General features: G+C 73.3%; 21 protein-coding genes and 2 pseudogenes. 6 read left to right on the forward strand and 17 right to left on the reverse strand.

Going from position 1 to position 22,248, the window contains the following annotated elements; translation table 11 throughout:
- Position 1: 1 nt before the first annotated feature.
- Both ACLB9X_RS30820 and ACLB9X_RS30825 read right to left on the reverse strand, forming a co-directional pair.
- Positions 2–658 carry a hypothetical protein gene (locus ACLB9X_RS30820; protein WP_410363716.1) on the reverse strand — a complete coding sequence of 219 codons (657 nt, stop codon included), beginning with the start codon at positions 656–658 and terminating at the stop codon, positions 2–4.
- Entirely contained in the window at positions 648–1,070 is a 423-nt protein-coding gene (locus ACLB9X_RS30825) for a hypothetical protein (RefSeq protein ID WP_410363717.1), read from the reverse strand. The genes ACLB9X_RS30820 and ACLB9X_RS30825 overlap by 11 nt, the downstream gene beginning before the upstream one ends.
- 171 nt (positions 1,071–1,241) lie before the next feature.
- Here ACLB9X_RS30825 and ACLB9X_RS30830 point away from each other — a divergent pair, with 171 nt between their 5' ends.
- Positions 1,242–1,463: a hypothetical protein gene (locus ACLB9X_RS30830; protein ID WP_410363718.1), complete on the forward strand. Its 222-nt coding sequence runs from the start codon at positions 1,242–1,244 to the stop codon at positions 1,461–1,463.
- A gap of 80 nt (positions 1,464–1,543) precedes the next feature.
- Here ACLB9X_RS30830 and ACLB9X_RS30835 read toward each other — a convergent pair whose 3' ends face one another.
- From ACLB9X_RS30835 to ACLB9X_RS30895, 13 genes are all read right to left on the reverse strand, one after another.
- Entirely contained in the window at positions 1,544–3,760 is a 2,217-nt protein-coding gene (locus ACLB9X_RS30835) for a WD40/YVTN/BNR-like repeat-containing protein (RefSeq protein WP_410363719.1), read from the reverse strand.
- A gap of 116 nt (positions 3,761–3,876) precedes the next feature.
- Entirely contained in the window at positions 3,877–5,475 is a 1,599-nt protein-coding gene (locus tag ACLB9X_RS30840) for a polyamine aminopropyltransferase (protein ID WP_410363720.1), read from the reverse strand.
- Between the two features lie 6 nt (positions 5,476–5,481).
- A complete protein-coding gene (locus ACLB9X_RS30845; protein WP_410363721.1) occupies positions 5,482–5,919 on the reverse strand; it encodes a DUF350 domain-containing protein in 438 nt (145 codons plus the stop codon).
- Between the two features lie 55 nt (positions 5,920–5,974).
- Positions 5,975–6,376: a DUF4247 domain-containing protein gene (locus tag ACLB9X_RS30850; RefSeq protein WP_410363722.1), complete on the reverse strand. Its 402-nt coding sequence runs from the start codon at positions 6,374–6,376 to the stop codon at positions 5,975–5,977.
- Positions 6,373–6,867 carry a DUF2617 family protein gene (locus ACLB9X_RS30855; protein ID WP_410363723.1) on the reverse strand — a complete coding sequence of 165 codons (495 nt, stop codon included), beginning with the start codon at positions 6,865–6,867 and terminating at the stop codon, positions 6,373–6,375. Before ACLB9X_RS30855 ends, ACLB9X_RS30850 begins: the two co-directional genes overlap by 4 nt.
- Before the next feature lie 265 nt (positions 6,868–7,132).
- Positions 7,133–7,342, reverse strand: coding sequence for a Trm112 family protein (locus ACLB9X_RS30860; protein ID WP_410363724.1), 210 nt, complete (start codon positions 7,340–7,342; stop codon positions 7,133–7,135).
- 114 nt (positions 7,343–7,456) lie between these two features.
- Complete coding sequence (locus tag ACLB9X_RS30865) at positions 7,457–8,338, reverse strand: hypothetical protein (RefSeq protein ID WP_410363725.1); 882 nt, start codon at positions 8,336–8,338, stop codon at positions 7,457–7,459.
- Between the two features lie 4 nt (positions 8,339–8,342).
- A complete protein-coding gene (locus tag ACLB9X_RS30870) occupies positions 8,343–9,062 on the reverse strand; it encodes a methyltransferase domain-containing protein (protein WP_410363726.1) in 720 nt (239 codons plus the stop codon).
- Positions 9,059–10,369, reverse strand: coding sequence for a condensation protein (locus ACLB9X_RS30875; RefSeq protein WP_410363727.1), 1,311 nt, complete (start codon positions 10,367–10,369; stop codon positions 9,059–9,061). Before ACLB9X_RS30875 ends, ACLB9X_RS30870 begins: the two co-directional genes overlap by 4 nt.
- Entirely contained in the window at positions 10,369–14,547 is a 4,179-nt protein-coding gene (locus tag ACLB9X_RS30880; RefSeq protein ID WP_410363728.1) for an alpha-(1->3)-arabinofuranosyltransferase family protein, read from the reverse strand. Before ACLB9X_RS30880 ends, ACLB9X_RS30875 begins: the two co-directional genes overlap by 1 nt.
- Positions 14,544–15,263, reverse strand: a complete 720-nt coding sequence (locus tag ACLB9X_RS30885; protein WP_410363729.1) for a class I SAM-dependent methyltransferase — start codon at positions 15,261–15,263, stop codon at positions 14,544–14,546. The genes ACLB9X_RS30880 and ACLB9X_RS30885 overlap by 4 nt, the downstream gene beginning before the upstream one ends.
- A complete protein-coding gene (locus tag ACLB9X_RS30890) occupies positions 15,260–16,465 on the reverse strand; it encodes a glycosyltransferase family 4 protein (protein ID WP_410363730.1) in 1,206 nt (401 codons plus the stop codon). The genes ACLB9X_RS30885 and ACLB9X_RS30890 overlap by 4 nt, the downstream gene beginning before the upstream one ends.
- A 164-nt stretch (positions 16,466–16,629) precedes the next feature.
- The gene (locus ACLB9X_RS30895; protein ID WP_410363731.1) at positions 16,630–17,613 is read right to left on the reverse strand and encodes a DUF3068 domain-containing protein; all 984 of its coding nucleotides are present in this window, start codon (positions 17,611–17,613) and stop codon (positions 16,630–16,632) included.
- A 184-nt stretch (positions 17,614–17,797) separates the two neighbouring features.
- On the opposite strand from ACLB9X_RS30895, the gene ACLB9X_RS30900 reads away from it, so the two are divergent.
- Together ACLB9X_RS30900 and ACLB9X_RS30905 are read left to right on the forward strand one after the other, a co-directional pair.
- Positions 17,798–17,950 (forward strand): hypothetical protein, encoded by a 153-nt coding sequence (locus ACLB9X_RS30900; RefSeq protein ID WP_410363732.1) that lies wholly within the window; start codon positions 17,798–17,800, stop codon positions 17,948–17,950.
- Positions 17,947–19,170 (forward strand): helix-turn-helix domain-containing protein, encoded by a 1,224-nt coding sequence (locus tag ACLB9X_RS30905; protein ID WP_410363733.1) that lies wholly within the window; start codon positions 17,947–17,949, stop codon positions 19,168–19,170. The genes ACLB9X_RS30900 and ACLB9X_RS30905 overlap by 4 nt, the downstream gene beginning before the upstream one ends.
- Before the next feature lie 585 nt (positions 19,171–19,755).
- Here the strand turns inward: ACLB9X_RS30905 and ACLB9X_RS30910 are convergent.
- The gene (locus tag ACLB9X_RS30910; RefSeq protein ID WP_410363734.1) at positions 19,756–20,442 is read right to left on the reverse strand and encodes an HAD family hydrolase; all 687 of its coding nucleotides are present in this window, start codon (positions 20,440–20,442) and stop codon (positions 19,756–19,758) included.
- A gap of 25 nt (positions 20,443–20,467) precedes the next feature.
- A complete protein-coding gene (locus tag ACLB9X_RS30915; protein ID WP_410363735.1) occupies positions 20,468–20,950 on the reverse strand; it encodes an Lrp/AsnC family transcriptional regulator in 483 nt (160 codons plus the stop codon).
- A gap of 79 nt (positions 20,951–21,029) precedes the next feature.
- On the opposite strand from ACLB9X_RS30915, the pseudogene ACLB9X_RS30920 reads away from it, so the two are divergent.
- The 3 genes and pseudogenes from ACLB9X_RS30920 to ACLB9X_RS30930 form a co-directional block, all read left to right on the forward strand.
- Positions 21,030–21,590: pseudogene (locus ACLB9X_RS30920) on the forward strand (FUSC family protein); the annotation flags it as partial.
- Between the two features lie 7 nt (positions 21,591–21,597).
- Positions 21,598–22,137: a winged helix-turn-helix domain-containing protein gene (locus tag ACLB9X_RS30925; protein WP_410363736.1), complete on the forward strand. Its 540-nt coding sequence runs from the start codon at positions 21,598–21,600 to the stop codon at positions 22,135–22,137.
- Positions 22,047–22,248, forward strand: a pseudogene (locus ACLB9X_RS30930) (transposase); the annotation flags it as partial. The gene ACLB9X_RS30925 and the pseudogene ACLB9X_RS30930, both read left to right, overlap by 91 nt.

A 22,248-nucleotide genomic window follows, 5' to 3' on the forward strand; every position in this document is an offset into this window, starting at 1 on the left:
GTCAGTTCCCCCCGGGCTCACCCTGCTGCTGCGCCTGACGGGCGCGTTCCTCCGGCGACGGGCCGAAGGTGTCGTCCAGAGCCTGGTTCCACTGGTCGTCGGAGATGCCGAGCGCGTCGTTGAGCATCTCCGACTGCCGGCCGCCCTGGCCCTCGGTGAGCACGGTGCGGCCGGTGTCCTTCCAGGTCTGCGCCATCTGCTGACCGGCCTTGTCCCATGACTCGGCGCTCCAGTCCGGGTTCAGGTAGTCCGGCGTGAACACCTCGCCCCAGCCCTGCTGGGTGATCTCCTCCTCGGTGGCGTGCGGGTTGCCGCCCATCACGGAGTTGACGCCCACCTTCAGCGCACCCTCGACGTACTGGTCGTGCTCCCACTGGGTGCCCGCCGCCAGGCCGAGGCGGTTCGCGATCGCGCTGGCGTCGCTCACCAGGGCGCGCACACCCCACTCCCAGCGTTCGCAGAAGTCCTCGAAGTCGACCGAGAGGCCGTGGTGACCGGCCTCCATTCCGGTCATCGACAGTTCCGAGAAGCCCTTGCCCATCACCGAACCGGTGGCGCCGCCGAGTTCACCGAGCTGGTCGATGGTCGCGCCCACGCCCTTCGTGAACTTCGCGACAGAAGCCTTGTCGAAGCGCAGGTCCGCCCCGTCACCGCCCATGGCCGCGTCCCTCCTCCGCCTCACCGGTGTCGACGGCGACGCCGTCCGGAACGATGCCGACAACCGGAGGGAAGAACATCGAACCGTCCTCGGTGGCGATGTCGACGGCGAGCCCGGCGGGCTCGCCCAGGGACGGCACGACCTCGTCGACGATGCGCGCGCCCAGCAGCGCTGCGTAGTCCATGGGCCGGTCACCGGATGCCTGAAGCAGGGCGAACCGGGCCAGTGCGGCCTCGTCGGTGAACCCGCAGATCCACCGCACCCCGCCCGAACGCGCCGACCACAGACCTCCGCCCGTCGTCGGCACCAGAAGAACCGAGCGCCGCATCTCACCGACCAGTGCACGAGGGTCACCGAGTCCCCTTCTCTGCTCGGCTATTCGCTCGGCGAGCGCTGTCCTTGGCTGCCCCACGGTCTTTCCCCCGTTGTAGGTGAGCGATGGCCGTAGATCATGACGCGTTCCGGGGAGGGTTGGTTCTCCCGAGGCTTCGCTCGGGGTGAACTCCCGCCCCGCGGTAGCCGCGGAACCCGGTTCGGCCGGGCAGAGCCCGCGGCCCGTGCGGCGGGGCATACTGGCACCACGATGACGAATCGATCCGCGCCCCGGCGCCACCTGCCCACCAGCCCCTTCGCAGCCCCCACCGATCCGGTGATCAAGGACTTCGCTCTCGGAGACCGTGTCTCCCACGACCGGCACGGCCTCGGGAAGATCGTCGGCCAGGAGGCGACAGGCGCCTTGCTCGTCGACTTCGGTGCCTGCCAGACCCGCATCGTCAGCCCCTACAAGGGCATGCACAAGCTCTGACCGCCCGGCCGCGGCCGGTTTCGCGACGTCCCCCGGGCCCCGGCCGCTCAGTGGCCGGGCCCCCGGGGGACGGACAGCCGTCAGCCGGTGCGGAGTTCGTAGAAGCCGCGGCCGAACGTGGCCGCCACCATGCGGTGGTGGCCGGCGTCGTACTCGATGTCGTCCACCGGGACCGCCGGCATGCCCCGGCCCAGGCGCAACCAGTGACGCCCGCCCGACGGGGACGTGAACACGCCCTGGTCGGTGCCGACGTAGAGGGTCTTGCCGCGCCCGACGACCAGATCGTTGACGGGTGCGTCCGGCAGGTTCCCGGACAGGTCCTTCCAGTGCCTGCCGCCGTCCGTGCTGCCGTAGACGTGGGCGACTCCCGAGCCCGCGCGGTAGGCGGAGTGCGTGGTGTAGACCCGGTCGGGGTCGGTGGGATCGACGACCACGCGGGTCACCCAGGGCAGCCCCTCCGCCAGTTTCGTCCAGTCGGCGCCCAGGTTCCGGGTGACCCAGACCCGGCCGTCGTCGGTGCCGGCGTAGACGGTCAGGCCGTCACCGGCCGGGGCGATCGAGGTGATCGTGCCGTAGTTGGTGTAGATCGGATCGGGGCCCGGGCCGCCGGACAGGTCCGGGCTGATGGCCTGCCAGGTCTCGCCGCCGTCCGTGGAGCGGTTGAGCACCTCGGCGCCGTAGTAGACGATCCTCGGGTTCCGCGGGTCGAGCACGACCGGCGTGAACCAGTTGCGCCGCTTGAACGTCGTGCGGTCGGCGAAGTACGTCAGGGAGTCGCCGCCGTCGGCGGACCGGAAACAATTGCCGTACTGGTAGCAGGCGAACACCCTGTTCACGTCGGTCGGGTCGATGACGTTCTCCTCGCCGTCCCCGCCGAGGTACTCGTTGAAGCCGTCCCCGCCCCACGACCGCAGCGAGCCGTTGTCCTGCGACCCGCCGGAGATGCGCGAGGTGTCCTGCGGGCTGATCGCCGCGCTGTAGAGCTGGGTGTACGGCTCGTGGCGGGCCTTGACCCAGCCGCCGTCCCCGTTCGCGTCCGAGCGGTAGACACCGCCGTCGTTGCCCAGGTAGACCCGGCCCGGCCGGCGCGGGTCCCAGACCATCGCGTGATGGTCGACATGGATGGTGGTGTCGTCGTGCGTCCAGGTCGCGCCGGCGTCCTTGGTGGTCATCAGCGGCACGCCGGCGACGTGCACGTGCCGCGCGTCCTTCGGGTCGGCCCAGATCTTCCCGAACCACCAGCCGAAGGACGACTGCGACTCCGTGAGCTTCCTGTTCTCCGGGGTCCGGCTCCAGGTGTCGCCTCCGTCGGTCGAGGTGTAGAAGCCCTCGAAGGGGCCGCTGGTCCGGTTGACGATGGCGTACAGCCGCTCGCCCGCGACGGCGAGTCCGATCCGGCCCACCTCCGGGCCCGGTGCGGGCAGGCCGCCGCCGAGGCGCTGCCAGGTCCGGCCGTCGTCGGTGCTGCGGAAGACGCCGGAGCCCGTGCCGCCGTAGGTGCGCAGCTCCGGCGTACGGCGGTGGTCCCACATCACGGCGTACAGCGTCGAGCCCTGGACGAACACCTCGGTGGCGCCGGTGAATTCATTGGCTCCTGCGAGAATCCGCCGCCAGGTGTCCCCGCCGTCGTCCGAGCGGTACACCCCCCGGTCGCCGCCGCCGTTGTAGAGCGAACCGGCGGCGGCCACGTAGACGCGCCGCGGGTTGGCGGGATCCACCGTGATCGCGCTGATCGCGCCGGAGTCGCGGAGCCCGATCGGGCGCCAGTGCTCGCCGCCGTCGGTGCTGCGGTACAGGCCGGTGCCCTCGTACGTGATGCTGCCGCCACCGGGGTTGGGCTCGCCGGTGCCCGCGTACAGGGTCCCGTCCGGGGCCGTGGCGACCGCTCCCATGGCCTGCGTCCAGTCGTCCGGCCATGCGGACTCGAAGGTCTGCCCGGCGTCCGTGCTGCGCCAGATCCCGCCGCTCGCCGCGGCGGCGTACACGGTGTCGGCCCGCCGCGGGTCGAGCGCGAGCGAGACGATCCGCCCGCCGATGTTCGTGGGGCCGACCGCCTTCCAGCGTCCTTGGGCCGTGGGCAGCTTGCGCGCCTGTGCGGCGGCGTCCGCGTGGGCGTGGCGCGGGAGGGGCTGTCCCGGCAGCGTCTTCTGCAGGTACCTGTACTCGGCCGGTGCGGCGGGCCCGCGGACGGGGCGGTACACGTCGGGCGGGCCCGGTGGTGCGGCGGCGGCCGGCGCCGCGATCACCGCGAGGCCGGCCGCAAGGGCGAGGACCAACTGAAGGAGACGCTTGTGCATGGGCACCCTCTTCTTCGTCATGGCCATTTCAGGTCGTGCCGACGTTACGAGAGTGGGCAGCCCAACAGAAGGGCGCCGACGGGACTTTGCGCGCGTGGTCCCCAAGTAACAGGCTGTCAGTAATTCTGCCACTCGTTGCTGGTGTACTCCAGGATCACCGGGTCCATCAGGGTGCTGGCCCGTACGTGCTGCGGGCGGCGGTCCACGGGGAAGACCGTGGCCGCCTCCAGCACGGCGTCGTCCAGGAAGCGCAGCGGCGGGGCGTCGTCGGCCAGGCGCAGGGGCGGCGGCGGACCGTCAGTGCCGGGAGTGGCCAGGACGAAACCCCAATTGCCGAAGCTCGGGACGTCGACCTGGTACTCGGTGGTGCGGTAGCCGGCCTCGGCGATCGTCGTGGCGATGGACCAGTACGACTTGGGGGCGAAGAAGGGGGAGCCGCCCTGCACCATGACCTGGCTGTCCGGCTTCAGGACGTGGCGCAGCAGGTGGTAGAACTCGACGGAGTACAGCTTGGCGAGCGCCGCGTTGTCCGGGTCGGGGAAGTCGATGACGACCGTGTCGTAGCGCCGGCCGGCGTCGCGCAGCCAGTTGAAGGCGTCGGCGTTGACGGCGGTGACCCTCGGGTCGTCGAGTGCGCGGCCGTTGAGCTCGCGCAGTGGTGCGAAGGTGCGGGCGAGCCGCGTCATCGCCGGGTCGAGGTCGACCAGCGTGACCGACTCGACGTCGTCGTAGCGCAGGACCTCCCGCAGCGCCAGGGCGTCACCGCCGCCCAGGATCAGCACGGACGACCGCTTCGCCGACAGGGCGGGGTGGACGAGGGCCTCGTGGTAGCGGTACTCGTCGACGGACGAGAACTGCAGGTCGCCGTTGAGGAAGAGCCGGGTGTCCGGCTCTCCGGTGAACGCGGTGGACCGGGTGACCACGATGTCCTGGTACGGCGTGGTCTCGGCGTGGATGATCGGGTCACGGTAGAGCTGCTGCCGCGCGGTGACCTCGATGTCGTCCGCCAGCGCGTACACCGTGCCGAGTACCGCGAGGACGGCGGCCATGCCGGCCAGCAGCGTGACGCGTACGACCCGGCGGGTCTCGCGGCGGAAGATCCACAGGACGACGAGGACGCCCGCCACCGCGTTGACGGCGCCCACCACCAGCGCGCCCTTGAGCTGGCCGAAGGCCGGCAGGAGCAGCAGCGGGAAGCACAGGCCGCCGACCAGGGCGCCGATGTAGTCCACCGCGAACATGTCGGCGACCGCGCTGCCGGCCTCCTGACGCCTGATTCGCTGAAGCAGCGTCATCAGCAGCGGGATCTCGGCCCCGATGAGCAGGCCGACGACGAAGGACACCACCACCATGGACGGCATGTAGACGCGCAGCCAGGCGAACGACACGTACAGGACGAGCACCGACAGCCCGCCGGCGAGCGCGAGCAGGACCTCGACGAGGGCGAACGCGCCGACCGCGCGCCGCTGGAGCGGCTTTGCCGCCAGCGACCCGACGCCCATGGCGAACACCATGACGGAGATGACCACGGAGGTCTGCATCACGGAGTTGCCGATGAGGTAGCTGCCCAGCGCGGTGAGCGCCAGTTCGTAGACGAGGCCGCAGGCCGCGCAGAGGAACACCGAGAACAGCAGCAGGAAGCGCGCGCCTCGCGAGCGGGTCGCGGGCGGGCGGGCGGCGGCCGTGGTGGTGCGGTCCGGCGTGGTGGTGCCCATGGGTGGTTACGAGACGGCGGCGCCGACCATGAAGGCCGCGCCGATGTACATGGCGGCCTGGACCCAGGCGGCGGGGTGGGGACGGTCCCCGTTGTCGTCGAGCACGGCGTGACCGAGGCGGCCCGGGGTCAGCAGACCCACGACGACGGAGATGAACGTCATCACGGCGACGCCCGCGAGGCCGTACAGCAGGGTGCTGAACAGCCCGAGGCCCAGGCCCTGTTCGGACTCGCTCGCCCTGATGGACTGGTCGATGACGAGACCGATGGCGATCGTCTGGCCGGCGAGCAGGACCGCGGCGCCCCGGTTGCGCTCGGTCCACACCACGTGGAGCAGCTTGCCGGGGGTCACGAGGTCGAGAGCGATGAAGCCGACCGCCATCACGATGAAGCCGACCAGGCCGTAGAGCACGGCGGTGCCTGCCGACTCGAGGATCTCTGCCACGGGGGTGCCTTTCGGGGACGTCGTCGGTGGTTTCGGGTGGGTGGACCGGGTGCGGTTACTTGCCGGAGCCGGGACCGCCGCCGCGGAACGCGTCGCTGTCCGGGTCCGGCCATACGTTGCCGATGCGGGACTTCCAACGGCGGTGGCCGTCGCGGTAGTCGTCGATCTCGATCACGCTGCCGCTCTGGTGGGGGCTGATCGCGACGATGTCGTCGCGGTAGCGGAGGAAGACGTAGCCGTCGTCCTCGATGCGGTCCTGGGCGGCGGTGTGCTGGTGGATCTCGTCCCCGACCTTGGCCGGCGTGTCGAGGCTGTCGGTGTACGTCGGCCCGACGCCGTCGTACTCCTGGTGGATCCACGACCTCGGCACGTCGTTGTCGTCGTCGGACTCACCGGCACAGGCGGTGAGCACGATCGTGGCGAGCATCGTCACGCTGATGAGTCGGGCGGTCTTCATCGGGCCTCCAGCCGGGTGTGCGTCGCCACGATCCGGCGGCTCTGCGGGTAGGTGTGCCAAGTGCGCCAGCTCAGTCCGGTGGCGTGCGGTTCGACGGTCAGCGCGGTGACGGCCTCCGGGGAGCCCGGGAAGATCCCGTACAGCGCCCGGGGCTTGCGGTCCGACCGGCTGCGGATCGATGCCACCCGGTTGCTGAACCCGGCCGCGGTGAAGCGCCGGACGCGGGCCTCGAAGCGGTAGGTCCAGTCGTCGAACTCCCGCACCGTCGTCCCGGGCAGTCCTCCCGCGACGCCGGGGAGGCAGGCCACGGTCTCCCGGACCGGCCCGGCGAAGACCTGATGGGATGCGCCCAGGAGTCTGAGCTGGACGTCGAGCCCGCCGACCGTCAGATCGCGTACGGCGAGTGCGTCGAGCGCCGGCAGGACCAGCGAGAAGGAGAGCTGGTCCGCGTCGGTGTCCAGATACGGGGTCGTCAGTGCTATGCCGCTCACGTACCGCTGCCCGCCCGGGGGTCGGTTGCGGCAGCCCCGGCGGGGCGCCTTCCTGGCGCGGCCGTCCCCTCCCTGCGACCGGCACCGCGGACGGGTCCGGTGCCGAGGACGGCGGCCTGGGGCTTCAAGGGTGATCCCTACGACGTGGAACGGGCAATGAGCGCGCTGAGTATGGCACAGGCATTCCACGTCACAGCGCGGGGGTGGCCCCCGCTGCCGGCCGACGCGCGGCGGGCCGGGAGGCCGCGCCGCGCGCCGGGGCGGTTCAGCCGGCGGCCGCCCGCACGAACCTCTCGTGGTCGTCCGCGGAGACCTTGCTCCCGGAGGAGGGCAGCAGCTGCGGAATGCCGTCCACGATCGGGTAACTCAGCTGGAGACGCGGGTTGTACAGCACGCTCTCACCGGCCGGCAGCGTGAGCGGGCCCTTGTCGAGCGGGCAGGCCAGGATCCGCAGCAGCGGGTCGTCGGGGTTCATGGGACGGGCTCCTCGATCTCGTGAGCGGTAGAGGCGGGCGGTAGAGGCGGTACGGGCGGTGGGAGTACGGGAGGTACGGAAGGTGGGAGGTACGGGCATGACGGCGGACGGGGTTCAGGTCTGCGGGTCGTGGCGCGGCATGGCCAGCAGCGCCGACAGCGCCAGCCCGGTGCCGGCCACCCGCAGGGTCAGCAGCAGCGGGTCGTCCGGCAGACGTTCCCCGAAGGTCAGCGTCCCGAGCACGGCCGTGAACAGACAGGTGACCGTCGTGCAGACGGGCACGATCAGGGAGGCCCGGCACCGCTGCAGCGCGGCCTGCGACATGACGAGCCCGGCGACGGCCGTGAACAGCAGCAGATACGGATAGGGGGAGGCGAACAGCGCACGCGCCGCCTCGCCGACGCCCGCGCCCGTCAGCCGGCCGGACGCGCCCTTGATCGCCAGCGAGCTGACCCCGTACAGCAGCCCGACGGCCACCCCGTAGCCGATGCCGTTCGTCGGCACCCGGTGCCGCCTTCTCGCCCGCGCCTCCACGCGCCCGTACAGCCACACCCCGCCCGCGAGCGACGGCACGCAGACGAGGAGCACCAGCTTCCACGGAGCGCCGGTGCTCACGACGTCCTCACCCTCGCGCACCGAGGCGACCACCATCAGCAGGGCGACCAGGACGGCGCCGAGCGCGTAGCGTTCCCGGCCGGAGGGCTGTTCGCCGAGCACGGCGGACGACAGCAGCAGGAGCAGGACGAGACCGGAGACGAAGATGCCCTGCGCGGCCGCGATCGGCAGCGCACGGTAGACGATCAGCTGGGCGACGAACCCGGCGGCGAGGGCCAGCGCCCCGACGATCCACAACGGGCTCGCCACCAGCACCGCGACGACGCGCGCGGGCCGCCGGGCCGACAGGGCGGGCAGGGTGCCGAGCGCCCGCTTCTCCAGCACGAAGCCCACGCTGTACAGCACGTTGGCCAGCAGCGCCGCGCCCACACCCCACCACATGCCGCTACCTCCGCCGGGCGTGGGCCAGCAGGATCGACGACGCCGAGGGCACGGCGCACGCCGCCCGGTCCAGCAGCCGCAGCCCGCGCGGCACCCCGTGGAACGGGGCGCCCGCGATCCGTACGACCTCGAAACCGGACGCGGTGAGGAAGGAACGCAGCGCACGGGCGGTGTAGAGGCGCAGATGGCCGACCACGTCGCGGCCCGGCCGGCCGTGGATGCCGCGCAGGCTCACCTCCGAGAACACCGGCTGCCATCCGGCAAGCAGCAGCGCGCGGTTGTACCAGGCGGCCAGATTCGGCGTGGACAGCATCAGATGACCGCCGGGCCGCAGGATCCGCCGCAGCTCGTCCAGGGCCGAGTCCGGGTCCACGAGATGCTCGACGACCTCGCTGAACAGCACGGCGTCCGCGCAGCCGTCGGTGAACGGCAGGCCGCCGTCGCCCAGTTCGCCGCGCACCGCGTGCGCGAGCCGGGGCCGGGCCCGGCGCAGGGCGTCCTGCGACCAGTCGACACCGACGATCCGGTGTCCGGCGAGGACGGTCGCCGCGGTGGCGGCAGCCGTGCCGTCCCCGCAGCCGACGTCGACGACGAGCGCGCCCGGCAGGTCGAGCGCCCGGGCCAGCAGCCGCGCCTGGCGCCTGCTGCGCGCGTCGCCCGACGCCACGGGCACGGCCGCATTCTCGTAGAAGGCATGCAGGCCCCGGGGAGCGGTGCCGTTCACAGGGCCTCCGCGTCCGTCGCCGCCAGACGGCGGGCGAACACGTCGCGCAGCCGCAGCCCGTCGTCCTCGCCCAGCAGCGCCCGGGACCAGCGCAGGACCAGGTGCAGCCGGCCGCCCGTGGAGGCCGTGGTGACGGTCAGACCGCGCGGCATCCTGGCGGGCGCCGAGAACCAGACGGCACTCGCCCGGCCGGCCTCGCCGAAATCCAGCGGGTAGGGGATCCGGCCGATGTTGCTGAGCAGTGTCGTGGAGGTCCAGGGCGCGGCCAGCCGCATCAGGCCCCTGGTCGTCGCGGCGCGGGTGCCGACGGGCAGCACCGGCGCGGTCAGCAGGGACGCGCCGCGACCCAGCGGGGGACGGGGCCGCGCCTTGAGGGCACGGGTGCGTTCCGCGGTGAGCCGCAGCAGGACGGCCATGTCGGCGTCGGCCGCCACCTCCGCTGCCGTGAAGCCCACCTCGACCAGGCGGGTGCCGTTGCCGATCGGCATCTCGGGACCGCGGCTGCGGTCGTCGACGGGCATCGTGATGCGCAGCGGGCGCTCGGGCGCGCCGTGTTCGCGGTTCCAGTCGGCGACGGTCAGGGCCGTGGCGGCCATCAGCTGGTCGTTGACCGTGTACGGAGCGCCCGGCTGCCGCCGCGGTACGGGCAGTTCGGCCACGAGCATCGCGTTGCCGGGTACCGGCCCCGGTCTGCCGAGGGCGACCCGGGCGGGTCTGGCCAGTACGGGGGTACGGGCCGTCCCGCGCTCCGGTGCGGCCAGCGGCCGGACCAGGGACGGCACGGCCGGGGCGGGCCGGCCACTGAGGAACTCCGCCGCCGTCGCCGCGATCCGCAGGCACGACGGGCCGTCGAGCGCCGTGTGGTGCACCGTGAACAGCAGCACGCAGCCGGGGGCTCCCGGCTCCGCCACAACCTCCAGGCGCAGCGGAGGCGACGCGGACAGCGGCGGCGCCACGGTGAGCGCGCGTGCGCGGGCGAGCGCGAGGGCGCCGGGTACGGGCGGCGGGACGGAGACGACGTCGGTGTCGGGCCCGTCCGTCAGCTCCCACTCGTAGCGCCGCGCGAACCGGCCGCGTGCCCGCTCCCGCATCAGCGCCCTCGGGTGCCGGCGCAGCGCGTGGGCGAACGCCTCGCGCAGCCGGTCCGGTCGAATGCGGCCCGGCAGGTGGATCTCGATGTGCACGGTGTTGGGCTCGGAGGGGTCCGTGCAGTGCCGTGCCACCTCGTCGACGACCGGGAACGGCACGCGGGCGAGCGGTCCCCGCGGCACCGCTCCGACGGCGGACGATCGCTGAACGGTGGCCATCAGGCCCTCCCTCGGTCGTGGTGGGGCTCGTTGCCGCCGCGTTCCCTGGGCCCGCCGGCCCGGTGGGCCCCGCTGCGGCGTTCCCGGCCCACCGTCGCCAGCGCGGCGAACAGCGCGGTCAGGGCGAGGAGTTGGGCCACCGGTCCGTACGCCCCCCGGCCCAGCGCGGCCGCCTCCCCGCTGCCCGCGACGGCCGCGACACCGGCACCGGCCATGGCCGCGAACGCGAGCGGGCCGAGCACGGCCGGGCGCAGCCACGCCACCACCGCGAGGACGGGCACCACCGCGGCGACCGGACCGGCGACCACCGCACCCACCAGCGTCAGTGCGACGGTGCCGAGCAGCAGCCCGGGTCCGGGCGGCACCGCCTGCTCCGGCAGCGCCGGCGCGGCGGAGGAGCGGCGACGGACGAAGGCCAGCGCGGCCAGCAGGACCAGCAGGGCCCCGGCACCGGTCATCCCGGCGTCGTACAGGCGCGAGGGCTCGTAGAGGAGCGTCACCGTGCCGCCCGCACCGGCCGGGACCAGCCATGCCTGCTGCCAGCCGTCCAGCCGCAGAGGCGTCAGCTCCCTGCCGTTCAGCGTGGCCTTCCAGCCCGCGTTGTGGTTCTCGTGGATCTGGAGGTACGAGGCGTCTCCCGCGCCCACTCGCACGGTCCGGCGGTCGCCGCCGCCCGAGACGGACTCCACCCGGCGGGGCGCGCCGGCCGCTGCCCGCGACGGGCCGGTGGAGAGCGTGATCCCGGTGACGGCCAGCGGGCCGGTGTCCCCGGCCTCGACCGTGTGCGTGCCGTTGCCGAGCGGCACCCGGCCGGTCTCGGTGCAGAGCGAGACGGCGATGGGGCGGCGCTCGGTCAGATCCCGTACCCGCCCCTCGGCACGGGTCTCCAGGAACCGGCCGTCGACCGACACGATCGGCCCCTTGCCGCACGGCAGCCTGAACGTCTTGTCCGGGGCCGGCTGGGGCGCGCGGAACTTCTCCAGGGCCGGGATGTGCACCTCGCTCAGCCCGACCGGGAGCTGCAACCGGTCGTCGGCGACCGGGTTGTGGAGCGTCAGCGGGGCCACCCGGGAGATCGTGATGTCCATCCGGTCGGTGGTGACGGGAGCGAACCGCGCCATGCCGTTCTCGTCCACCGCCGCCACCGCCGTCCCGTCGGGCGAGCTGATCTGCACCTGCTCGGGCCGGGTGGCGAGCCCCCCGGCCGCGGCGAAGACGATCTCGCCCACCGGGGTCTTCTTCGGCCAGGACAGGTGCAGGACGGGGCGTTCACCGGCGACCCAGGCCGTGGTCAGGTCGCCGTCCGTCAGGTTGCGGGGGCTCAGGTTCGTGCCGAGGCGCGCCGTGGAGTCCGCGCTCACGAGGATCTTGTCGCGCTGTCCGGTGAGGTCGAACAGCAGCTCGTCGAGCGCGTCGCCCGGCACGGGCAGCGCGGTCGCCCGCACCGCGTAGTCGCCGGGGCGGGCGGCGTCGAACTGCCGGTGCAGCCCCACCTCGGCGGGCACCGCGGACAGTCCGCCCGGGTCGCTGCCGCGCCGCAGCGAGTAGACGACCGAGCCGGCGCCGTCGCGCGGCGCGTCGGCGGGCAGTTCCAGCATCCGCGTCACCTGCGCACCGGGCACCGAGATCTCCGTGAACCCGGCGCCGGTCAGCCCCGGGCGGCCCTGCTGGGAGTCCAGGATCGTCACCTTCAGCCACCGCGCCTCGCCCTCGGGTGCGGCGACCTGCTGCGCGGTTCCGTCCGGCCGCAGCGCGGAGACCCTGCTGCCCCGGTCCGTCTCCACCCGCACCGAAGTGGGGGCCGCGCGCACGTTGCCGCTGGGCAGCGGGGTCAGCGACAGCGTCGCGGGCATCCGTGTGGGGCCGGTGAAGGCGATGCGCAGCCACTCGCCCTCGGGCGAGCCCGCCGATCCCTCCGCCCAGGCGGTGTCGGGATTGCCGTCGAAGGCGTTCACCGGGTCGTACTGGGGCAGATGGAACAGCCAGTTCCCCACGGAGGACGCGCTGACGGAGGCGGCGCCCCGCAGCACGGCCGTGGTCCGGTGCCGCTCGCCCGTCAGGGGCAGGATCTGCCGCGGCTGCGCGCCCGGGTCCTGCGCGGCGCCGACCGGGTTGCGCTCCTGGCGCGTGTAGGTGTGCGACGTGTGCGAGTTGACGAGCCCGAACCGGGTGTCGGCACGGCGCATCCCGTCGCCCGCCGCATACAGGGAAGGACGGTCCACCCCGGGACGGGCGTCTCCCGCGAGGACGGCGGGCCGCCCGGTGAGGGCGCCGTCGGCGGACAGCGGCAGCAGGGTCTCCGGCCCGCCGCTGACCACCGCCGTCGATGCCACCGGTGTCATGCGGGCCGTGCCGGGGCGGTCGGTCCCGGCGGGCGGCTCGTAGATCTCCACCGCGCGCTGGCGCGGGAACAGGCCCTCGACCTGCACGGGGGTGTCGTCCGCGATGCGTCCGCCGGTGAGCACCGGCCCGAACCCGGTGACCCGCCGGTACCCGGACGCCTCCAGCGTGCGCTTCACCGTCGTGGTGGGGACGTGGCCGATCTGGTCCGGGTCGAGATCGTTGCGCACGACGACGTAGTGCAGGCCCGCGCGGCCCAGGAACGCGCTCAAGCCGGGCACTTCGCCGCCCGACGTCAGCGCCTGCTCCACCGCGTCCATGGCCCGCCGGTTGCCCGGAGTGCCGAAGGGCACGTAGTCGCGCTGAGCCCAAGGCGAACGGGCGAGCACGTCCAGCGGCTGGTCGATGGGCGAGCCCCAGGTGTAGAGGCCGTGCGCGGTCGCGGGCACGACGAGCGCCCGGTCCTCGGCCGAGTTCTCGGCCAGCCAGTCGGCGGTCCTCTCCCAGTAGGCGGGCAGCTGCCGGAAGGAACCGGGCTGCAGGATGGAGCCGTTGACGTACGGCCAGCCGAGGCCGGGCAGCACGAGCGCGGCCGCCGCCACGGGCGCGAGGCGCCGGGCGGGGGCGGGCACGGTGCGCGGCACGACGGCCGTGAGGTGCATGAGACCGAGAGCGAGCGCGAGCGCCATGCCGGTCTGGAACTTGTAAATGTTGCGGAACGGCACCAGCGGTCCGTTCAGCCAGCCCTGCACCGTCTCGTGGAACGGGCCGCCCAGCGCGCCGCCGTACCCGGCGAGGGTCACGAGGGCGGTCGCCAGCACGGTCAGCACCAGCCAGCGCCGCTCGGGGAGATCGCGCCGCGCGAGACCGGCGAGCCCGAGCGCGGCCGCGAGCGCCGATCCGGCGATCACCAGGGCCGAGGTGGCGACGGTCCAGCCGGCGGGCAGCCACGCCTCACCGAAGTTGAGGTAGCCGACCCAGTTGCCCGCGCCGCGCAGCACCTCGGTCGCCGACATCGTCGCGGTGGTGGTCTGGGACGTCTCCACGTACGGCATGAAGTTCTCGCCGTAGGTGCCGAGCAGCAGCAGCGGCACGATCCACCAGGCGGTCGCGAGGATTACGCACGGCGTCCACCAGGCGATCAGCGCGCGCTTGCGGGGACCGGCCGGCCGGCACAGCAGGTACAGGCCCACGGGCAGCAGCGAGGCGAGCGTGGACGCGGCGTTCACGCCGCCCATGAGGGGGATGAGCAGCGCGGAGCGCGCGGCGGCGGTCCGGGGGCTCGTGCGGGCGTCGGTCAGCGGCAGCAGCACCCACGGGAGGAGGGCGCCGGGGAGGGCGGCGGCCGAGGTCGAGCCGACGACGATGGTGTACGTCGGCCACAGGGCGTACACCGCGGCGCCGAGCAGCCGGGTCGCGGCGGAGCCGGTGCCCAGGCGTTCGGCCAGGCGCAGCGCACCCCAGAAGGCGGTGGTGACCACCAGTGAGAGCCACAGTCGTTCGGCGAGCCACACGGGCAGCCGCACGAGGTCGGCGGCCGCGTGGAACGGCAGCATCGGGATGAGGTAGCCGGCGTACTGGTCCGCGATGCCGCCGAACCCGGCCCGGTCGTGCCACAACTGGCCCAGGTCGCGGAGGAACTTCCAGGGGTCGGCCACGACGCCGAGCTTCGTCTCGAACGTCATGCGCCCCGGCGAGACCGCGAGGAACGCGACGAGGACCGCGGCCCAGAAGCCGAGCAGCCAGCGGCGCGAGCGCCGCGGCGGGGGCGGCGGACCGGGCGGCGGGGGGCCGGCCGCGGGCGAGGCGGGCGGGCGGGCGTGGACAGCGCTGGTCATGAACACCGCCGGAGAATGAGGAGGAGGTTCCAGGTGGCGAACTCGCGCAGCCCCGGCACGAGCGGCACGAGCTGCGGGACGACGGGCCAGTACCGCGACCGCGCGGAGACGATCTCCACGTCACCGCGGCCCCTGACGTGCCGCAGGGTCGTGCCCACGCCGACGGCGAACAGGTTCTCCCCGAGGCGGTGCTTGGCCGGCCGGCCCGTCCGCCGCTCGTAGCGGGCCCGCGCCCGCTCCGCGCCGAAGTAGTGCCAGGGCGCCCACTCGTGACCGCCCCACGGGGACAGCCAGTTGGTGAACGAGACGTAGATCAGCCCGCCGGGCCGGGTGACCCGCACCATCTCACTGAGGAAGGTGCGCGGGTCGGACACGTGCTCCAGCACATTGGACGAGAAGCACACGTCGGCCGTGCCGTCGGCGAGCGGCAGCAGATAGCCGTCGGCGACGACCGTGCCCGCACCCGGCTCGGCCGCGAGCTCCGCCGGGTCCGGTTCGAATAGGTAGCTGTGTGCGCCGCGCCTGCGGAACTCCCGTGTGAAGTATCCGCGTCCGCCGCCGATGTCGACGACGACGCGGCCGCTCAGCCCCATGTGGCGCTCGACCTGGTCGGCCGCGTCCCGCGCCAGCAGGCGGTAGGCGGTACGGGGATCGTCCTGTTCGCGCAGGAAGGCGCGGAAGAGGGTGAACGAGCGGCGGAACGACGGATCCCTCACCTGCGTGCGCCCGTCGTCCCGGCGCGGCGGGCCCGGCCGCCGGCCCGCTCCACGGCCTCGGCCGCCACCGTCGCGAACCGCCGCACGGTGCTGCTCCAGTGGAATGCGGTGGCGTGCTCGGCCGCGGCCTTGCCCATGCCCTCGCGCCGGTCGTCGTCGAGCGCCAGGGCGCACCACGCCGCCGCGAACGACGACTCGCCGCCGACGAGGACGCCGGTGACGCCGTTGTCGACCGAGTCCCGCAGGCCCGGCACGTCGAAGCCGAGAGCCGGCGTGCCGCGCGCCCCGGCCTCGGTCACCACGAGCCCCCAGCCCTCGACGGCCGCGGGGTGCAGCAGCAGCCAGGACGCGCACAGCAGCCGGTGCTTCTCGTCCTCGGTGACATGGCCGGTGAACTCGACGGACGGGCCCGCGAGGCGTTCGAGCCGCTGCCGTTCGGGGCCGTCGCCGACGATGACGAGCCTGCCGCCGGTCACGGGCCGGACCCGTTCCCACAGCCGCAGCAGGAGGTCGATGCGCTTGTAGTCGACCAGCCGGCCCAGGGCCAGGAAGAGGGGCGTCGTGGAGCGGGGCGTGCGCAGCCCGGGCTCGTGGACTCCGTTGTGCACCACGCGGATCTGCTCCCGGTCCACGCCGATGGCGCGCAGGGCACCGGCCGTGGAGGGCGAGACGGCGACCAGGAGGTTGCCCCGGTGCGCCCGCGCCAGCGCCCAGTGCTCCAGCAGCCGCCCGGCCCGGGCGACGGGCGCGGGGAAGCGCATGTCCCACAGCTCGGTGTGCACGTGGTTGACCAGACACAGGGTCGGGCCGCGGTGCCACAGCGGTGTCAGGTAGGGCATGCCGTTGCAGACCTCGACGAGCAGATCGCACGCGCCGATCCGCCGGGCGAAGGCCGAGCGGGCCCCCGCGTAGTGCCCGAGCGTGCTGCCCGCCGAGACGACGCGGTAGGGCCGCCGGTGCCCGGCGGGGCCGCCGCACAGCAGGGTGACGTCGTGGCCGCGGTCCGTGAGGCCGCGGGCGAGCTGGTCGATCAGCAGTTCGGAGCCGCCGGCGGCGGGGTTGTCCAGGTCGCGGTGGGCGAGGAAGACGATGCGGCGAGGCGGCCCGGGGTCCTGCGGTGCGACCTGGGGGCGGCCGAGCGGCTGCCGGTGCGGGTGGTGTCCGGCGTCGAGCAGTGGGGGAGGAGGTACGTGCTGGGGCATGCGTGCTCCAACTCGCTTCGCTGTGTGGGAGGTTGGGGGCGCGGCACAAAGACCGCACGGTGGGGGAAGGGTGACCGGGTGGGACCGTGCTCTGGTGGGGACAGCCAGTTTTCGGTACGTGTTCGACACACGGCTACTCACCGGTTTGACAACTTGTCCGGACCTCAGGCGGCCTGATTCGTCACCAGGTGAGCATCCGGACGCAGGGGTTCCGGTCGGCGGCCGCGTGCGACCAGCACGCCGCCCAGCAGGGCGAGCACCGCACCTGCGGCCGCCGCGCCGGCCGGCACGGTCGTACCGAGCAGCGCGAGTTTCTCGCTGTCCGCCGACGCGAGCGCCACCTGCTGCCGTTGTGTACGTGGGGTGAACGCGATCTTCTCACTCGCCAGGAGAACGACCGCGTCCTTGTCCGAGCCGGGGGCGCGCAGCGTCTTCTTCGGCCCGACGGCGGCGTACACGATGCGGCCGGTGCGCCGGTCCACGACCAGTTCGATGCCGCTGTTGGCGTACCACTCCTCGGCGAGCACCTGCGGCGTCCGCGGCCGGCCGACGAGCCGGCCCGGCACCTGACGCACACCCGTCCTCGTGGGAGCGACGCTGCCGGTGAACCGGAGTCCCTCGTACCCCTGCACCGTCGTGCGGCCGGCGTAGCGGAGCTGCACCACCGCGCCGAGCGTGCCGTCCCACCAGCGGTAGGAGCGCTCCTCCACGTCGAAGGGGAACTTCAGGTACGCCTCGCCGTCGAAGGCGGGCGTCTCCTGGCAGCAGTGCACCGGTTCGTTGGTCGAGCGGTCGGTGACCCAGCGCTCCAGCGTCCACTGGAGGGCGTCGCGGGTGTCGGACGCGGGCAGCGTGCGATCGGTGTCGACGGAGGTCGACACGTCCCAGACGGCGTTGCCGCTCCTGACGCTGTCGGCCACGTCCCCGCGGACCTGGCGGGTGATGGTGATCCTCTTCCCGTGCACGGTCCTGAGCTTCGAGGTGTCGAAGTAGCTCCCCGTACCCGTGAACACCGTCGTGGTGTCGACGTCGATCGGGGTGCGCTTGGCCTGCGGCTGGACGTACGCGACCAGGAGCGGGGCCAGGACCAGCAGGAAGACCCCGGCTCCCAGCAGGACAAGGGACATCGGTGAAGCGGTACGGCGCATCCGGGCACTCCTGAATCGAGAGACTCGCACGGAGATGCACGGGCCCGGGCCGGTCAGCCCTCGGGGGCCACGACAGTAGGGGCGCACTTGACGGATTGTCAATGTCCCGTCAACACTGTGCGTCCAGCCGGTGGGGCCGGCCTTACGGGGTGGGGATCGTCTCCAACGAGGAGCTGACCCGACTATGCGCAGACTGATCGCCGCCGCAGCGACCGCGGTGGTCGCCGCGGCACTCGCCGTGGGCACGGCCTTCGGGATCGTGACCGTACTGAACGCCACTCCCGAGCAGCCCAACGTCCCGTTGATCAGCTATGACACCGCCCCGCCGGGCCGATGACCCGCCCGGCGTGGAGCGAGGTGCCGAGGCCGAAGGTCGAGCGGTTCGCCGCCATCGCCCTCGGCGAGGCAGGTGAACTGGCACAGGCGATCCTCCGTGAGATCCGTCACGACTTCCCGCACCTGCGGCTCGTGGAGGACGAGTCCGGCGAGCCGATGGCACTCGTCGGCATCCGGCGCGCGATCGAACGCTTCGTGCAGCACCTGGCGTCCGGGGCGCAGGACCCCCGGATGCCGCCCGAGGTGTTCCAGGAGTTCGGGCGGGACGAGGGCCTGAACGGCCGCAGCCTGGACTCCCTCCAGGCGATCTACCGGCTCGGAGTCCGGCTCGCCTGGCGGAGGTTCGCCGAGATCGGCCAGCAGGTCGACATCGCCGCGCCCGCCATGTACGAGCTCGCCGAGTCCGGCTTCGAGTACCTGGACGGGCTCGTGGAGCAGTCGGTACGCGGCTACGCCGAGGCGGCGGCCCGCCGGGCCGGCGAACGGCTGCGGCTCCAGCGTCAGTTGATCGACCGATTACTGGTCGAACACCGCGGCGACCCGCACGCCGCTCTCGGCGAACGGGCCGCCCGCATCGGCTGGGAGCTGCCCGGGACGATCGCCGTGGGCGTGCTCATCCGGCCGGCCAGGGAGGCCGTGGCACCGGCCGTCGGCCAGGGCATCCTCCTCGACATGGAGAGCGAGCAGCCCCGCATCGTCATCCCCGAACCGGACATCGCGGGCCGCTGGGACATGGTGCGCCGTGCCACGGCCGGCTGGTCCGGCGCGATCGGCCCCTCCGTACCGCTCGCCGCCGCCGCGACCTCGCTGCGCTGGGCGGAGACGGCGGTGCGGCTGGTGGAGAGCGATCTGCTGCCGCGCGGTGAGGTGCTGCACTGCACCGAACGCACGGAGGAACTTGTGCTGTTGCCGTCCCAGGAGCTGATCGACGCGGCGGCGCCGCGCTGTCTCGCGCCGCTGGAGGGCACGAGTCCGGTCCAGGCGCGCCGCCTCGCCGCGACGCTGCTGGCGTGGATCGAGACCTCGGGCGGCGCGCCCGAGGTCGCGAACCGCCTCGGCGTCCACCCCCAGACGGCCCGCTACCGGCTGCGCCAGATCCGCGAACTGTGGGGCGACGCGATCGACGATCCGGACCGCCGCTTCGAAATGCTCCTGGTCCTGCGCGCCCAACGCCTCCGCGGCGACCTGAAGGACCCCCCGGAATCCACCCCGGGCCGCTGACGCGCCCACGGCCCTGTACGCCGCGCTTGGGCGGCGTCCGGGCCGCCGCCGGGCGGCAGGTCACCGGAGCCGGGTGCCGTGCCGCTGACGCGGCCACGGTCCTGCACGCCGCGCTTGGGTGGGTGGCCTGGGGCCGCCGAGGCCGCGACGCGGCCGCCACCCCCAGGCGCGCCGCGCCTGTGCGAGCGGGTCGTCTGCCGCCGACGCCGACTCCGCGGCCATGGGTGCCGGTCTCGGGCAGGTGCCATGCCGCTGAGGCTGTCGCCGCCGCTGTCATGCGCGCCGCGCTTGGGCGGCGGCCGGGCGGGCTGGCGTGCCGGGCGGGGGTGCGGGCCCTCGGCCCCCGAGTGGCCGTACCAGTGGGGTACTTGTGCGCCCGCAGGTTCGCGCGGCGGCGTGCGGCGTCGTAGCACGGTCCGGCGTCGGGGCAGTAGCCGTGCGCCTGGCTTACCGCCCGGCGGCGTACGGCGTCGTGGCACCTGCGCTCCGGGGTCCGGCCTGAGCCGTGCCGGACGGGGCACCGTCGTCGCCGGGCGACGCCGGGCCCCGGCCGGGGCGGACGCCCACCGAGCGGCGCCCCCGCGGTCAGCGCGGGGTCGTCGTCCAGGCGTACGCCGTCTGCGACGTGAACTCCCGCTGGCCGCCCGCGAACAGCAGGTCCGCCGCCAGGAACGCCGGGTCGGACGCCGTGGCCGGCACGTACGGCACGGCGATGCAGCGCATGCCCGCCGCCCGCGCCGCCGCCGCGCCGGGCGGCGCGTCCTCCAGGACGACGCAGTCCGCGGGGTCCGCCCCCAGTCGGCGGGCCGCCTCCAGGAAGACGTCCGGCTCCGGCTTGCCGCGTCCGACCTCCTCCGCGGAGACCGCCAGCGGGATGTACGCGTCCAGGCCGGTCCCCGCGAGCACGGCCTCGATCGCCGACCGCGACGAGCCCGATGCGACAGCCATCGGCACCCCGTCCGCCGCCAGCCGCTCCACGAACGTCCGCATCTCGGGGAAGACGTCCGTCGACGCCCGCGCCAGCTCCAGGTAGATCCGGTTCTTCTCCGCCAGCAGCTCGTCGAGCGGCGCGTCGATCGTGTACCGGGCCCGCAGGATCTCCAGCGTCTCGCGCGTGCCGATGCCGATGAACGACGTGTGCTCGTCCCAGTCGAAACCGGTCACGCCGTGCGCGGCGAGCACCCTGCGCCCCGCCTCGTAGTAGTTCGGCTCGCTGTCCACCAACGTGCCGTCGAGATCGAAGATGACCGAGGGGGTACGCGCAGTGCTCATGGCGTCCAGCATGCCAAGGGCTCTCTCAGCGGGATGAACCGGCCGCCCGCCCCACCGACTCGACCAGCGGCAGCAGCCGGTACGGCACCCGCTCGCGCAGCGCCGTCTCCGTCCGCGTACGGACCACGCCGGGCAGGTTGATCAGCCGCTGGATCACGTCCTCCAGGTGAGGGTTGTCCCGCGCCACGACCCGGGTCAGCAGATCCCCGCCGCCCGTGATCGAGAACGCCTCGACGATCTCCGGCACGGCCGCCAGTGCGTCGCCGACCTCGTCCAGATGACCCTGGGTCACCTCGATGTGGACGAAGGCGAGCACCGGATGACCGAGCGCGGCGGGGGAGAGGTACGGCCCCGTGGCCGTGATCACTCCCTCGCGCTCCATCCGGTCGATCCTGGCCTGCAGCGTGCCGCGGGCGATCTGCAGGATGCGCGCGTACTCACGCACGCTGGTGCGCGGCTGTTCGATCAGCAGGCGCAGGATGCGGGTGTCGAGCTCGTCCACCGCCATGGTCCGTTGGCCCTTCCATGGTCCGTGTGCATCTCCTACGAATGTACCAATGGCCCAGTGGAACTCGACCCGGTTGAGCGCGCTCGCCACCCTGCTGCACGGTCAGCCGCTGCCGCGCGCCGCCGCCTGGCTCGGCGTGGTCTTCTGCGGTGTGTACGCCCGCCGGTGGGGTCCGCGCGGGCACGCGCTGGGGATCTTCGCGTTCATGATGTTCTTCGTCACCCAGTTCCTGCACGCCCTCCCCGCACAGCTGCCCGAACTGTACGGAGCCGTCGCCCTGGCGCTCGCCGCCGCCTCCGCCGTCCGCTTCGGGGCCTGGTGCATCGAGCGCCGGACGCCGCCGCCCCCGGCGCCCGCGCCGCTGCCCGGCCGCGGACTCGCCCGGCCCACCACCCGTCAGGCGTTCCAGGCCACCGCCGCGTGCGCGCTTGCGATCGCGGCCGCACAGCTCGTGTCGGGGGACCGTTGGTACTGGGCCGTCGGCACCGCCTGGTGGATCTTCGTCAACACCGCGTCCCGCGGCGAGACGCTCGTACGCGGCTTCCGCCGGGTCGTCGGCACCGTCACCGGCATCGTCGCGGGCCTGCTGGTCGCCGTCCCCGTGGCCGGCGCGCCCGGGCCCACGGCGGTCGCGGTATGCCGGAAGCATGAGATATCCGCAGGGTGGGGGTCTGACCGCGGAGAGACAGGCGTTCCGTGAGCGGATCCGGTTGGAAGCGGGCGGCATGTTCGCTGCTGGCCTGAGCAGTCCGCTGATCGCCAAGGAGTTACGGGTCAGCGTCCGGTCGGTCCAGCGGTGGCGGCGGGCGTGGCAGGACAGCGGACAGCAGGCTCTGCGGTCGCGGGGGCCGGCCTGTCGTCCGAAGCTGAGCCAGGCGTTGTTCGCGGTCCTGGAGGAGAAGCTGGCCAAGGGGCCGGTGGCCCACGGCTGGCCGGACCAGAGGTGGACGCTGGCCCGGATCGGGACGCTGATCGGACGCAGGTTCCACAAGAGCATGACGCTGTCCGGCATCTCGCAGATGCTACGTCGGCACGGCTGGAGCCATCAGGTTCCCGCCCGTCGCGCTCTCGAACGCAACGACAACGCGGTGGCCGGATGGGTGAAGGAGACCTGGCCGCAGGCGGAAGCACCGCGGCGGCGCTCGGCGCCTGGCTCGTCTTCGAGGACGAGGCCGGGTTCTCGATGACGCCGCCGACCTCACGCACCTGGGCAAAGCGCGGCAGCACACCCGTCATCCGGGTCCGAGGGCGCTCGCAGCGGCGGTTCTCGATCGCCGCGTTGACCTGCTACAAGCTCG

This window comes from Streptomyces sp. 5K101 (assembly GCF_046506645.1).
Classification (GTDB): domain Bacteria; phylum Actinomycetota; class Actinomycetes; order Streptomycetales; family Streptomycetaceae; genus Streptomyces.

Coding starts and splice junctions, on each gene's coding strand:
- ACLB9X_RS30820 (WP_410363716.1), bottom strand. CDS start 658: ATGGGCGGTGACGGGGCGGACCTGCGCTTCGACAAGGCTTCTGTCGCG.
- ACLB9X_RS30830 (WP_410363718.1), top strand. CDS start 1,242: ATGACGAATCGATCCGCGCCCCGGCGCCACCTGCCCACCAGCCCCTTC.
- ACLB9X_RS30835 (WP_410363719.1), bottom strand. CDS start 3,760: ATGCACAAGCGTCTCCTTCAGTTGGTCCTCGCCCTTGCGGCCGGCCTC.
- ACLB9X_RS30840 (WP_410363720.1), bottom strand. CDS start 5,475: ATGGGCACCACCACGCCGGACCGCACCACCACGGCCGCCGCCCGCCCG.
- ACLB9X_RS30850 (WP_410363722.1), bottom strand. CDS start 6,376: ATGAAGACCGCCCGACTCATCAGCGTGACGATGCTCGCCACGATCGTG.
- ACLB9X_RS30860 (WP_410363724.1), bottom strand. CDS start 7,342: ATGAACCCCGACGACCCGCTGCTGCGGATCCTGGCCTGCCCGCTCGAC.
- ACLB9X_RS30865 (WP_410363725.1), bottom strand. CDS start 8,338: ATGTGGTGGGGTGTGGGCGCGGCGCTGCTGGCCAACGTGCTGTACAGC.
- ACLB9X_RS30875 (WP_410363727.1), bottom strand. CDS start 10,369: ATGGCCACCGTTCAGCGATCGTCCGCCGTCGGAGCGGTGCCGCGGGGA.
- ACLB9X_RS30880 (WP_410363728.1), bottom strand. CDS start 14,547: ATGACCAGCGCTGTCCACGCCCGCCCGCCCGCCTCGCCCGCGGCCGGC.
- ACLB9X_RS30890 (WP_410363730.1), bottom strand. CDS start 16,465: ATGCCCCAGCACGTACCTCCTCCCCCACTGCTCGACGCCGGACACCAC.
- ACLB9X_RS30895 (WP_410363731.1), bottom strand. CDS start 17,613: ATGCGCCGTACCGCTTCACCGATGTCCCTTGTCCTGCTGGGAGCCGGG.
- ACLB9X_RS30900 (WP_410363732.1), top strand. CDS start 17,798: ATGCGCAGACTGATCGCCGCCGCAGCGACCGCGGTGGTCGCCGCGGCA.
- ACLB9X_RS30905 (WP_410363733.1), top strand. CDS start 17,947: ATGACCCGCCCGGCGTGGAGCGAGGTGCCGAGGCCGAAGGTCGAGCGG.
- ACLB9X_RS30910 (WP_410363734.1), bottom strand. CDS start 20,442: ATGAGCACTGCGCGTACCCCCTCGGTCATCTTCGATCTCGACGGCACG.
- ACLB9X_RS30915 (WP_410363735.1), bottom strand. CDS start 20,950: ATGGCGGTGGACGAGCTCGACACCCGCATCCTGCGCCTGCTGATCGAA.
- ACLB9X_RS30925 (WP_410363736.1), top strand. CDS start 21,598: ATGAGATATCCGCAGGGTGGGGGTCTGACCGCGGAGAGACAGGCGTTC.